11 protein-coding genes and 1 riboswitch are annotated in these 12,970 nt (G+C 38.4%); all 11 genes read left to right on the forward strand.

The window, feature by feature from the left end:
* Window positions 1-520 precede the first annotated feature (520 nt).
* The 11 genes from msrA (at window position 521) to cbiB (ending at window position 12,956) form a co-directional block, all read left to right on the forward strand.
* Complete coding sequence (gene msrA, locus ACR65M_RS08180) at window positions 521-1,474, forward strand: peptide-methionine (S)-S-oxide reductase MsrA (RefSeq protein ID WP_440273077.1); 954 nt, start codon at window positions 521-523, stop codon at window positions 1,472-1,474.
* A gap of 180 nt (window positions 1,475-1,654) precedes the next feature.
* Window positions 1,655-2,338 (forward strand): Crp/Fnr family transcriptional regulator, encoded by a 684-nt coding sequence (locus ACR65M_RS08185; protein ID WP_440273078.1) that lies wholly within the window; start codon window positions 1,655-1,657, stop codon window positions 2,336-2,338.
* Between the two features lie 105 nt (window positions 2,339-2,443).
* On the forward strand, window positions 2,444-3,034 hold the full coding sequence (locus tag ACR65M_RS08190; RefSeq protein WP_440273079.1) for a molybdopterin-dependent oxidoreductase: 591 nt from the start codon (window positions 2,444-2,446) through the stop codon (window positions 3,032-3,034).
* A gap of 218 nt (window positions 3,035-3,252) precedes the next feature.
* A riboswitch (cobalamin riboswitch) is annotated at window positions 3,253-3,454 on the forward strand.
* A gap of 176 nt (window positions 3,455-3,630) precedes the next feature.
* Window positions 3,631-4,623, forward strand: coding sequence for an ABC transporter substrate-binding protein (locus ACR65M_RS08195; protein WP_246006365.1), 993 nt, complete (start codon window positions 3,631-3,633; stop codon window positions 4,621-4,623).
* Window positions 4,586-5,653 carry a FecCD family ABC transporter permease gene (locus ACR65M_RS08200; RefSeq protein ID WP_121445906.1) on the forward strand — a complete coding sequence of 356 codons (1,068 nt, stop codon included), beginning with the start codon at window positions 4,586-4,588 and terminating at the stop codon, window positions 5,651-5,653. Before ACR65M_RS08195 ends, ACR65M_RS08200 begins: the two co-directional genes overlap by 38 nt.
* Window positions 5,650-7,140, forward strand: coding sequence for an adenosylcobinamide amidohydrolase (locus ACR65M_RS08205; protein WP_121445907.1), 1,491 nt, complete (start codon window positions 5,650-5,652; stop codon window positions 7,138-7,140). Before ACR65M_RS08200 ends, ACR65M_RS08205 begins: the two co-directional genes overlap by 4 nt.
* Window positions 7,137-8,519 carry a cobyrinic acid a,c-diamide synthase CobB gene (locus ACR65M_RS08210; RefSeq protein WP_121445908.1) on the forward strand — a complete coding sequence of 461 codons (1,383 nt, stop codon included), beginning with the start codon at window positions 7,137-7,139 and terminating at the stop codon, window positions 8,517-8,519. Before ACR65M_RS08205 ends, ACR65M_RS08210 begins: the two co-directional genes overlap by 4 nt.
* A gap of 2 nt (window positions 8,520-8,521) precedes the next feature.
* Window positions 8,522-9,562 carry a nicotinate-nucleotide--dimethylbenzimidazole phosphoribosyltransferase gene (gene cobT / locus ACR65M_RS08215; protein WP_440273080.1) on the forward strand — a complete coding sequence of 347 codons (1,041 nt, stop codon included), beginning with the start codon at window positions 8,522-8,524 and terminating at the stop codon, window positions 9,560-9,562.
* Between the two features lie 32 nt (window positions 9,563-9,594).
* Window positions 9,595-10,146: a cob(I)yrinic acid a,c-diamide adenosyltransferase gene (locus ACR65M_RS08220; protein ID WP_121445909.1), complete on the forward strand. Its 552-nt coding sequence runs from the start codon at window positions 9,595-9,597 to the stop codon at window positions 10,144-10,146.
* Between the two features lie 333 nt (window positions 10,147-10,479).
* Window positions 10,480-11,988, forward strand: coding sequence for a cobyric acid synthase (locus tag ACR65M_RS08225; RefSeq protein WP_121445910.1), 1,509 nt, complete (start codon window positions 10,480-10,482; stop codon window positions 11,986-11,988).
* Entirely contained in the window at window positions 11,988-12,956 is a 969-nt protein-coding gene (gene cbiB, locus ACR65M_RS08230) for an adenosylcobinamide-phosphate synthase CbiB (protein WP_246006366.1), read from the forward strand. Before ACR65M_RS08225 ends, cbiB begins: the two co-directional genes overlap by 1 nt.
* Window positions 12,957-12,970: the final 14 nt, after the last annotated feature.

Consider the following 12,970-nt stretch of genomic DNA (forward strand, 5'->3'; position numbering starts at 1 on the left):
AAGGACAAAGCGTAAGTCTCCGCTATGGTTGCTAAGGCAGCCTTTTTTATTTAAATGTAATAGATTGTGAAATTATTTATCTTAAACTAAAGGCAGCTTATCCATCCCGTCAAACAGACTATTCACTAATTGCAGAGGTTCAAATATTACTTACTTTATTATTCATTAAAAATGTAAGGCAGCTTACATTTTTTAAAAGGGATTCCAAGTATAATCGTAAGTGTAAGTTATTAGAAACACTTTGGAGGAGGAACTAATCATGGTATTTGTATATTGTAATATAGAATCTACCTCTCATAAGGTAGTAACTGAAGTGGTATTATTGGCAATGTAGTTTTGACAGCTTGCAAGAGATCCAAGTAGTGTATGTAATGTAATACCATAAAAGAAGAAATTAATATATAGATTCGATACCTTGAGAAAAGATTTAAGAGTGCCCCTAATGTTCTGAGGGATTCTTTCAAAATTGAAGGAAAAGATAGGGTTTAGGTAAAACTAAGTACTAGTAGGAGGCATGATTATGTCAACAAATTATGAATTAGCTACATTTGCTGGTGGATGTTTTTGGTGTATGGTTCAGCCATTTGATGAGTTACCAGGCATTATTGATGTAGTTTCAGGCTATACAGGTGGGCATAAAGAGAACCCAACCTACGAAGAAGTATGCTCAAACACAACGGGTCATTATGAGGCAGTTCAAATTACGTATGATCCTAATGTGTTCCCGTATACAAAGCTCTTAGAACTATTCTGGCAACAAATAGATCCAACCGATGCACATGGTCAGTTTGGTGATCGCGGTGAGTCCTATAAAACGGCGATATTTTATCATACTGAGGAACAAAAGAGACTAGCCGAAGAGTCCAAACAGGCATTAGAGAAAAGCAAAAAGTTTTCAAAGCCAATCGTGACAGAAATCAAAGAGGCATCTGTGTTTTATCCAGCAGAAGAATATCATCAAGGCTATTATAAAAAGAATTCCTTTCATTATAATATGTACAAGGAAGGATCTGGACGAGCGGGATTTATTCGGGAAAATTGGAAGAAACACCATGCAGAAAACATAAAGAATCTTACTCCTATACAGCACCATGTGACTCAAGAGAATGGTACGGAACCACCCTTCCAAAATGAATTTTGGGATAACAAGGAAGAAGGAATTTATGTTGATATCGTTTCTGGAAAACCATTATTTAGTTCATTGGACAAATTTGACTCCGGGTGTGGATGGCCTAGCTTCACAAAGCCTATTAAGCATCAAGAAGTCCTTGAAAAACTAGATACGTCCCATGGGATGAGACGCATTGAAGTCAGAAGCTCATCAGCAGACTCCCATTTAGGACACGTATTTGATGATGGACCACGAGATAAAGGCGGGCTTCGATATTGCATTAACTCTGCAGCACTTAAATTTATCCCAACTGAAAAGCTAAATGAAGAAGGCTATGGGGAATACCTTCGGTTATTTAAATAATTTAGAAAACGTTCCTGGAGACTTCTCTAGGACGTTTTTTTATATTTAAAGCATCAATGCTACAATGGATATGGTTTTACATATATTATCAGGTGATTGTAAATGCAAAGAAGAAATCGATCTATTTACTGGTTTTTGATTATGAAATGATTATAAAACGGTATAACGGGGAGTGAAGACATGGATAAACTCATGTTGCTTTCACAAATTAATTTACTAGATGAGCTACCAGAAGAGGAATTAAAGAAGTTAGACGAAGTAACGGTAACCGTCCCTATTAAAAAAGGTACAATTATCTTAAGTCCGACTCAACAAATGAGGTCGTTGTTTTTCTTGAAAAAAGGACAGGTTCGTTTATATAAGATATCCTCAACAGGAAAGGAATTCACAATTGATCTTTTAAGTGAAGGTAATATCTTTGGAGAAACTTCTAGTTTTTCCTTAACAGAATCTAACATTTATGCAGAAGCGATGGTTGATTCCTTTGTTTGCTCGCTAGAAAAGGAGCGTTTTGAACAGTTACTACGTCAACATCCCGATATTTCGTTAAAACTTATAACTATACTGACCTCAAAGTTAAAAGAAGTGTACGAAATAACAGAAAGCATTGCTTATAAAGATGTCAAATATCGAATTCTTTTACTTTTTATGCAGTTAAGTAACCGATTTGGTGTAAGAAGTGGGGAATGGCAAACAGTTGAGGTCAAGATTACTCAGCATGACATCGCAAGTATGATCGGGTCATCAAGAGAAACCGTTAGTTTATTATTAGGAGAATTAGAAAGGGAACAAGTCATTACGAGGAAGCCATTAAAAATTAATACAGCTCTGGCTAAGAAAGTGTATGGGGTAGAGGAGGTGTAATCAATACTGCTTTCATATCATGTTTATAAAGGAAAAGGCTTGGAGCATACTATACAAAGCACAGTGATTTAAGTAGCGTTAAAAATGAAAAAGGGGTGGTGTAAGATGAAAAGGCAGCTTCCACCTGGGCAATTTGAAACAGAAAAATGGCCAATTCTGCACACAGGGGATGTTCCCGAGTTTAATGAAATCACATGGAATTTCAGACTTTTTGGAGAAGTGAAGCAAGAAAAGTCCTTATCCTATAAGGAATTCATGGAGCTTCCAAAAACCATATCAACCGTAAACATGCATTGTGTTACCACATGGTCTAAATTTGATACAACTTTTGAAGGCATTGCGCTTAGAGAGTTATTGAAATTAGTTGAAATGAATGAAGGCGTAAAATACATCAAAATTTACGGTTACTCCAATAGGGAGAGATTTGGTTATTCTGCAAACTTACCGCTAGAACCTTTATTAGGGGACGATTCTTTATTTGTATTCCGATGGAAGGATAAAAATCATGAATGGCAAGATATTGATCTAAAACATGGTTATCCACTACGGTTTATTCCACCAGAAGAATTTTATCTATGGAAAGGCACAAAGTGGGTTTCAGGGATAGAGTTTATGAAGGAAGACGAGGCTGGTTATTGGGAAGAGCGTGGCTATTCGATGACGGCCAATCCATTTAAAGAAGAGCGATACCGTTAACACAGTTAAGTACATAAACTTTTTTATACTTTGCTTCCCATAAAATAAAATAGACGTGTTTATCGACACGTCTATTTCCTATTAAATGATTGATTCTCAAAGGTTTTCTTCAACTGTATTGGTTAATTCTATTATACTTCATAAAAGGAACTGAAATGACCTTAACTCCTATTTACAAAACAATAGGGTTGTATTATAATTTCTCAGAATACAAAAAAATGAATATTTCGCAAATAGGTTTCTTACCATTCTTCTATGAGAGAATGTGAGACTAAGAGGGAAGTTGGTGTAAGTCCAACACGGTCCCGCCACTGTAAGCGAGGAGGAAGGTTATAAATATCCACTGTGTATGTAACATGGGAAGGAGTAACCGACCGTTGATTCGCAAGTCAGGAGACCTGCCTATTTTGTTTTTTAAGCTTCCTCGAGGAAAGGAACGTTTAAAGTGCAAATAAATGATCATATGTTACTATATTTGTTATATTAGGATTGCTTTATTGGAGTTCTAAGCAAATAACCTTTATTATGCCTTTACGAAACGCTCTTCCTGTGGAATGGCGTTTTTTTGTGTTCAAAATTTGAAGGGGGATAAAAAAATGAAGGAAATGTTGAAAAAATGGGGTCTGTTTAGTCTTATTTTTCTTTTTACCATGGGTATTGTTGCAGGTTGTGGTACACAAGAAAAAACGGCTCAAGATGAAAAGGCTCAAAAAACCGTTGAAAATGTTGAAGGGGAGAACGCTAATCAAGAGTTCCCTATCACGATTATAGACAGTGCTGATCGAGAAGTTACGATTGATGAAGAACCTGAATCAATTGTCTCCATACAGGCAAGTAATACAGAAATTGCATTTGCACTTGGCCTAGGAGAAAAAATCATTGGAGTTTCGGATTACGATAATTATCCATCAGAAGCACTTGAAATACAAAAAGTAGGTGCACAGGATATCAATGCAGAATTGGTTCTTTCACTTCTTCCAGACCTAGCTCTTGTTACTGATTATCATTACAATACACATCCTGAAATATTAAAGCAGTTTGAAGATGCAGGAATTGATGTGATTGTCGTTGGAAGTGCTTCTTCATTTGAAGATGCGTATGAACATATAGAAATGATTGGGAAAGCTACAGGAACTGCGACTGAGGCAAACGAAATTGTGACAAATATGAAGCAACGCTTTGATGAAATCAAGGAAAAAGCTTCAGCTATTACAGATAAAAAGAAAGTCTGGGTTGAGGTTTCGCCAGCACCAGATATTTTTACAACAGGAACCAATACGTTTATGCATGAAATGCTTGAGGCAATTCAAGCTATTAATGCAGCAGAGGAGCATGAAGGGTGGGTACAGTTAACAGAGGAGGAAATTGTCCAATTAAATCCTGATGTCATCATTACAACGTATGGCTACTACATAGATAATCCCACTGAAGAAGTATATGGGCGTGAAGGCTGGTCTGAAGTTCCTGCAGTTAAAAATAAACAGGTCTTTGATGTTGATAATGATACGGTTACGAGACCAGGTCCTCGGTTAATTGAAGGAGTCGAGACTCTTGCGAAGCTTATTTATCCAGAAGTTTTTAATAAATAAAATTACTTGGTTATATATTCTAAGTGGAGGGTTTGTACTTAGTACAGCCCTCCTAGGCGTATTCATTAGTAGTGTCCACGTGCCTGTTCCAACCATTTTACATATTGTGCTAGACAACACATTTGGTTGGGGCTGGCTTAATGAGGTTGCTAGAAATGAAGAAATGATCATTTGGAATATCCGATTACCTAGGGTATTGCTGGCATTTTTTGTTGGTGCGTCTCTTGGATTAGCGGGTGCAGCATTCCAAGGATTATTACGTAACCCATTAGCGGATCCATATACAATCGGGGTTTCATCTGGTGCATCTCTTGGTGCAGTAATTGTTTTATTTTTTCAGTTTACGATTTTGGGGTTAGGAAACTTTACTCTTCCTATTGTTGCAATCGTAGGTGGTTTTATTTCACTCCTTATTGTATTCGGACTTGTTCGATTGAGTAGTCGAAGCTTAGCGATTGAAACCATTATCTTGGCGGGGATAATTGTAAGTTCTTTTATTGGAGCAGTTGTTTCCCTCATTATTTCACTAAGCGACCAAGATTCAATGACTCAAATTATCTATTGGTTATATGGCAGTGTAGGACTAAGAGGCTGGAGTCATGTTCAGTTGATTCTTCCATTTATGTTGTGTGGTTCCTTTATTTTGTTCTACCATTACCGGGAGTTGAATGCGTTAGCTCTTGGGGAGGAGGCGGCAGATCATATTGGGGTTGATGTGAAGAAAGGAAAGTTGTATATCCTAATCGGAGCCTCATTATTAACGGGAGCCGCCGTTGCAGTGTCTGGATCGATTGGTTTTGTAGGACTTGTCATCCCACATTTAGTGCGTATTGTTACAGGGCCAAATCATCGCCATGTACTACCACTTTCCCTAATGGTAGGTGGAGCATTTCTTATAGTAGCTGATTTAGTATCAAGAAGTATTATTGCTCCAGAAGAACTGCCAATTGGTGTTATTACAGCTTTAATAGGTGCACCTGTTTTTGCCCTATTATTAATCAGAGAGAGAGTTGGAGGGGAACGAAGATGATTACTGTTAACAATTTAGTTGGTGGTTATTCGAATTCTCCTATTATTAATGGAATAAATCTTGAGATTCATCAGGGAGAATTTTTTGCACTTCTTGGACCAAATGGAAGTGGAAAAACAACCTTGTTTAAATTGATAACTGGGCAATTGCCGATCATAAAAGGTGATATATTCCTTTCTGGTAAAGAAATTTCCACTCTTTCAAAGCTTGAGAAGGCGAAGAAAGTGGCTGTTCTTACTCAGGAGGCGCAGGTTTCATTTGATTTTACAGTGGAAGAAATTGTGAGTCTAGGGCGGTATCCACATCAAAAAGGTTTATTTAAACAGCTATCCCGAGTAGATTGGAACGTCATTGAAGAGGTGATGGAAATAACGAATATAAGTCAATTTCGAAAAATTCCATTCCGAATGATCAGTGGTGGCGAGAAGCAAAGGGTGTTATTAGCTAAGGCATTGGCGCAAGAACCTGAGATTTTACTTTTAGATGAGCCAACGAATCATTTAGATGTGAAACACACATTCCAAATGTTGGATTTATTAAAAGAACGGCAGCAAAGTATGGGGTTAACCATTTTCTCCATTCTGCATGATTTAAATGTTGCTTCTCAATATGCAGATCGAATCGCCATGCTTCATAAGGGCTGTTTCTTAGAAGTTGGAGATGTTGACAATTTCAGAAAGACCGACCTACTAAAGAAGGTATATGAAGTGGATATTAAGCTTGGGTCTCATCCGACAATTTCAAAACCGCAACTCCTTATGACACCAGGCTATCATCAAGCAGAACCTTGTACACGTTTTGAAAATTCTTATCAGATTCATCAAACGAAAGAGTATATTCACATTCAGTTCGATCACCCTTTACGAACAATTTCGAATGGGGTCATCGGTGATGGTATTCAATGGTTAAGGCATTTTTGTAATTTTTATGTTGATAAGAATTATAATTGCTCAGCACCTGACCGTGATTTGCGAAATTGGATGACAAAGTACGCTATTCCTTATGAGCAAGCGGTTGGAATGATGACAGCTGTTCAATTAAAGGATGTGGTTATACGTCATGAAGAATTTGAAGGTATTCAAATTCTAGCTGTTGTAACTGCAGGTACCGGGAATGCTGTCGATATTTCAAGTCGTACCCATTCTAAGGTGAGTCAATCAGTAGGTACAATCAACACCATGCTGTTCATTGATTCACATTTTACAGATGGTGCACTTGTAAATGGCTTTATGTCAGCTACAGAAGCAAAAACAAAAGCATTACTAGACATGAATATTAAAGATCCACACTCCAACACGATTGCAACTGGTACATCAACGGATTCACTACTTCTAGGTCTTACTCAACAAGGGGAGAAAACACCATATGCAGGTTCAGGAACCACTGTTGGAAAAGCTATAGGTCAAATCGTGTATGAAGCAACAAAAGAAGCTATCCAAAAGTATTTACAAAGTAGTCCAAACGAAATAAGGTGGGGAAGTAAATGACCGAACGACGAATTGTAATTGCAGGTACTGGAAGTGGCGTTGGAAAAACAACATTAACAATTGGTATTATGTCAGCATTCATGAAACGAGGGCTAAGCGTACAAGGCTTTAAATGTGGTCCTGACTATATAGACCCATCCTATCATACAGCTGTAACAAAACGAGTTTCACGCAATTTAGATAGTTGGATGCTCACTCATGAAAGAGTTTTGGATATTTTCACACATGGAAATCGTGATGCAGATATTTCAATTATAGAAGGAGTTATGGGATTCTTTGATGGAAAAAGTCCGGAAACGAATGAAGGTAGTACTGCAGAGATTAGTATCATAACGAAAAGTCCTGTATTGCTTGTAGTCAATTGTGAAAGTATGGCTCGTAGTGCTGCAGCAATTGTGAAGGGTTTTCAAATGTTTGCAGAAGGTCCAAATATAGTTGGAGTTATTGCAAACAGAGTGGGGAGCGAGGGACATTTCCAACTTGTCAAAAAAGCAATTGAACAAGAATGTCATATTCCGGTTATTGGATATTTGAAACGAGATGTCGAGATTGAAATTCCAGAAAGACATCTTGGACTTATTCCTTCAATTGAACGCGGTGAACTTACTCCGTTATTTGATAAAGTTGGTGACTTGGTTTTAGAGACGATTGATCTTGATAAATTGCTTGAATTAGCTGTAGCGGAACCGCTAAATGAAAAAAATAAATCCTCAATGTTTGAAAAGAAGCAAGATACTATGACGAGAATAGCGGTTGCAAAGGATGCAGCCTTTAACTTCTATTATCCTGAGAATCTAGAATTATTAGAAGTTAATGGCGCAGAATTAGTCTATTTTTCTCCATTGGCTAATGAAGAGTTACCAATGAATGTAGATGGTCTATATATAGGAGGAGGCTTCCCAGAGGAATTCGCTTTAACCTTGGAATCTAATGTAAAGACCAAGGAATCGATTCAGAAAGCAATTAAAGAAGGGCTGCCAACTCTTGGTGAATGTGGCGGGTTCATGTATTTGACCGAGTCCATTGAAACGACAGAACAGAAGACGTATCAAATGATCGGGATCATTCCTGGTAAAGTCCAAATGCATTCCTATTTACAAGCATTGGGATATAGAGAAGTTAGTGGTCTCAATAACAATTTCATTCTTTCCAATCAAATGGGTAGAGGGCATGAATTTCATTATTCTTCTTTTATGGCAAATGAGAATGAATTCTCCCATGCTTTTAAAACAAAAGGACTGCGGGGTGTTAAGCAGGAAGGGTGTCTAAAATACAATTTAGTAGCTGGCTACACCCATCTTCATTTTGGCTCAAACCCAAAAATTGCTGAGAACTGGATTAGGAAATGTCTAGAGTATAAAGCGAGTAAGGAGAGATAAGGATGAAACAAATATACGAATCCACCCCAAAGGTAAACAAGGAGATGGGGAGACAGGTTGGTGAGTATATTAATACGTTAACAAAGCCAATAGGAAGCCTTGGGCGACTAGAGGAAATGGCTATTAACCTAGCAGAAATGAAGAATGAACCATTCCCTAGTGTTACGCCACCAGGTGTGCTAGTTTTTGCGGCCGATCATGGGATCACTTCAGAAGGTGTATCTGCCTATCCGCAAGCAGTAACAGAACAGATGGTTCGAAACTTTTTAAATGGTGGTGCAGCAATAAATGTATTTAGTAGACAAATAGGCGCCATTCTTAAGGTAATCGATATAGGAGTAGCTACCGATATTGAACACAAGAGTTTAATCAATCAAAAAGTTCGTTATGGTACAGGCAATTTTTATCTTGAAGATGCAATGAGTCGACAAGAAGCTGAACAAGCAATGGATGCTGGATATAATCAAGCCTTACAAATCATCGAAGAAGGGGCACAATGTCTCATACTCGGGGAGATGGGGATCGGAAATACAACATCAAGTAGTGCAATCCTAGCCGTTTTAAGTGGTAAAGATATATCCCAATTAGTAGGAAGAGGAACTGGGATTTCTGATGCTACATTTTTACATAAAACTGAAATTATTAAACAGGCGCTAATACGTAGGAATCCGAATCCAAATGATCCAATTGATATTCTAGCGAAAGTGGGCGGACTAGAGATTGCCGCAATGACAGGTGCAATGCTAGGTGCTGCAAGCAAGAGGGTACCGATTCTTGTAGATGGTTTTATCTGTACCATCGCAGCGTTAGTTGCAAACTTAATCTCCCCTAGTGTTAACGACTATATCATGGTCACACATCAATCCGTTGAACCAGGTCACAATATTGCACTTTCACTAGTAGGGAAGAAACCCATTATTGATTTAGGACTTAGACTTGGAGAAGGAACAGGAGCAGCCATTTCATTTCCTATTATCCAATCGGCTACACTCATGGTAAAAGAAATGGCAACCTTTGACTCAGCAGGAATTTCTAAGAAATAGTAATTCAAACTTTATAAAACTAGGAGGTTTATATGAAACAAGCTAACGATAAGAAAAAGGGATTAACACTTGTATATACGGGTCACGGTAAAGGGAAGACAACAGCAGCTCTAGGTCTAACAGTTCGAGCGGTTGGCAGAGGGTTAAGTGTAAAAATCTATCAATTTATTAAATCACCTGAACGTTCATATGGTGAACAAATTGCCTTAAGTAAGCTTGGAGTTGAGATGGAGCAACTTGGTATTGGATTTACTTGGACAAAGACCCCAGAAGAACATCGCGAAGCATTAAGGACCGGATGGTTAAAGGCTAAGGAAGCTGTCATGAGCGGTGAATCTGATTTGATCATACTAGATGAATTAAACAATGCATTAGCAATTGATACCTTTCCAATTGATGATGTGTTACCACTAAACGAAGTGGTAGATGTATTAAAAAATAAACCGCCACATGTTCATCTCGTTATTACTGGAAGAGATGCCAAACGGGAAATACGTGAAATCGCCGATCTTGTTTCAGTTGTTGAAGTGGAAAAGCATTATTATGATGAAGGCATACCAGCCGTAAAAGGTATTGAATTTTAACTTTATTCAGCAGAAGTCCCGTGGGGATGCATGCAAAAAAATATCAAATTCAGTGGGGGTTCAAACCCCGGCTGAAATTAAGGAACTCAGACTAAGAATGCCACGTCCTGTGGCAACGTCTGAGTGACCAACATCGTATTGGCCTAAAGACTCCGGCGGATGCCACGATTTTTCAGAGGTGGCTTTTCGAGCGGTAAGATTAAAGACTAAGAGCGCCACATCCTGTGGCAACGTCTTTATGACCCACATCGTGTGGGCCTAAAAATCGGGCGCAAATACGCCAAGGCGCATTTGATAATGTCAAGAACCCCAAAAGAAAAGGAGTTCACACATATGAATAGAGCTGTACCGTTAATGATTCAAGGTACTCATTCAGATGCTGGAAAGAGTGCAATTGTTACCGCTCTTTGCCGGATATTTGTTCAGGATGGTTATAAAACAGCCCCTTTTAAATCGCAAAATATGGCATTGAATTCGTATATTACGGTCGATGGAAAAGAAATCGGGCGTGCACAAGGTGTTCAAGCTGAAGCTGCACGAATCGTAGCAACAACAGATATGAATCCGATATTAATTAAGCCAAATGGAAACTATGAATCACAAATTGTTGTTCACGGTAAGCCATTTAAGAATATGAAAGCTGGAGAATATCGCGAGGAATTTTTTCAACAAGGTTTACAAGTGATTCGAGAAGTGTATGATACATTGTCCAAAAGCTATGAGCGGATTGTGATAGAAGGAGCGGGTAGCCCTGCAGAGATTAATTTAAATGACCGGGAGCTTGTGAATATGCGAGTTGCACGGATAGCGAATGCACCTGTAATACTCGTTGGGGATATTGACAAGGGTGGAGTCTTTGCTAGTTTAGTAGGAACATTACAGCTTCTTGAGCCTCAGGATCGAAAAAGGGTTATCGGTGTCATTATTAATAAATTTAGAGGGGATGTTTCGCTATTACAGCCTGGGTTAACGTGGTTTGAGGAATATACGGGTGTGCCTATTCTAGGGGTTGTTCCATATATCGATAACCTCTTAATTGAAGCAGAGGATTCACTCGTGTTAAATACGTATACTTCGAAACCGGATGAGTCAAAAGAAATTGATATTGCGGTCATATGTCATCCGATGATATCGAATTTTACGGATATCGATCCTTTTTTTGAGGAAAAGGATTGTCATGTTCGCTTTGTTAAAACGATTGAAGACGTTCGAAATCCAGATGTACTGATTTTACCAGGAAGTAAAAATACAATTGAGGATTTGATGAGCTTACACAGTACAGGTCTAGCTAATCGGATATTGGATTTAGTACAAAAAAGAACTACAGTTGTCGGCATTTGCGGTGGGTACCAAATGCTAGGAACGCTTATTGTAGATGAACATGAAGTTGAATCAACGCATAGTTGTGTTGAAGGACTCGGTCTGATTCCAATGAAAACCTCGATGACCACACAGAAGACAACCGTTCATTCAGAAGGAATTGCGCAGTTTGGTGAGGAACGCATTCCAGTTTCAGGTTATGAAATTCATATGGGACAATCATCTTTTGAAAATGAATGTGATCATTTTGTTCAATTAGCTGACAGATGGGAAGGAACGATAACGAAGGACAAACAAATAATCGGGACGTACTTTCATGGTATTTTCCATAATGATTTATTTCGTGAGGTCTTTCTAAATGAAATCAGAGTGAAGAAAGGATTAGAGCCAATTAAGAATCGAGCCTCTTTCTCCAAAAAAAGAGAAGAAGGGTTTGATGTATTAGCCAATGTTGTGAGAGAAAATATCCAGTTAGATCAAATAAATAAATTGATAACAGACTATCAAAAGGAATTGAAATGATGGGAATGGTACAGGAACCCACAATTATGTTCTGCACGATTTTATTCGCTGCAATTGTATTAGATTTGTTAATTGGTGACCCCAGGTGGTTTCCCCATCCTGTTGTGTTAATGGGAAAATTGATCACATACCTAGAAAAGAGCTGGAATAGAGGAAAAGGGAGAGTTTGGAAAGGTATTTGCTTGTGCGGAACTGTTATTCTACTCGTTTTTTTCCTTACCTTATCCCTTGTTTATCTCGCTTATCAATTGCATCCATTCGCTGGAATATTCATACAAATTTATTTGATTTCAACCACGATTGCGATCAAAGGTCTTTCGGCTGCTGCTAAAGAAGTCCTCGTTCCTATAGAGAATGGGAATATTACGGAAGCGAGAGACAAGCTAAGTATGATTGTCGGACGAGATACGGAACATTTACCAGAGAATGAAATTGTCAGAGGAACGGTTGAAACGGTTGCGGAGAATACCGTTGATGGGATAACAGCACCCTTATTTTGGGCATTCATAGGAGGGGCACCACTTGTGATGGTGTACCGTGCGATTAACACGTTAGATTCGATGGTTGGACATAAAAATGAACGATTTAATCAATTTGGGTGGGCTTCAGCTAGACTTGATGATCTAGTCAATTGGATTCCTGCGAGACTAACAGCCCTCTCAATGTGGCTAGCCGCTTATTTTATTAAAGGGTCTAATTATAGAAATGGATGGAAAACAACTTGGAGAGATGCAAGAAAACACCCGAGTCCAAATAGCGGGTGGTCAGAGGCAATGGTGGCAGGATTACTCGGAATTCAGTTAGGCGGGATCAATTATTATCAAGGTAGAAAATCAGTACGTGCACAAATGGGAGACCCTTCTAGAAATTTGGTGAGCTCTGATATCGAAAAAACAATTCAATATATGCATGGAGGGTGGATCGTATTCTTTCTATTTGGTTTGTGCATACTCCAGCTAGTTAAATAGTGTAAATGAGGTGA

The organism is Ferdinandcohnia sp. SAFN-114, from assembly GCF_059415045.1.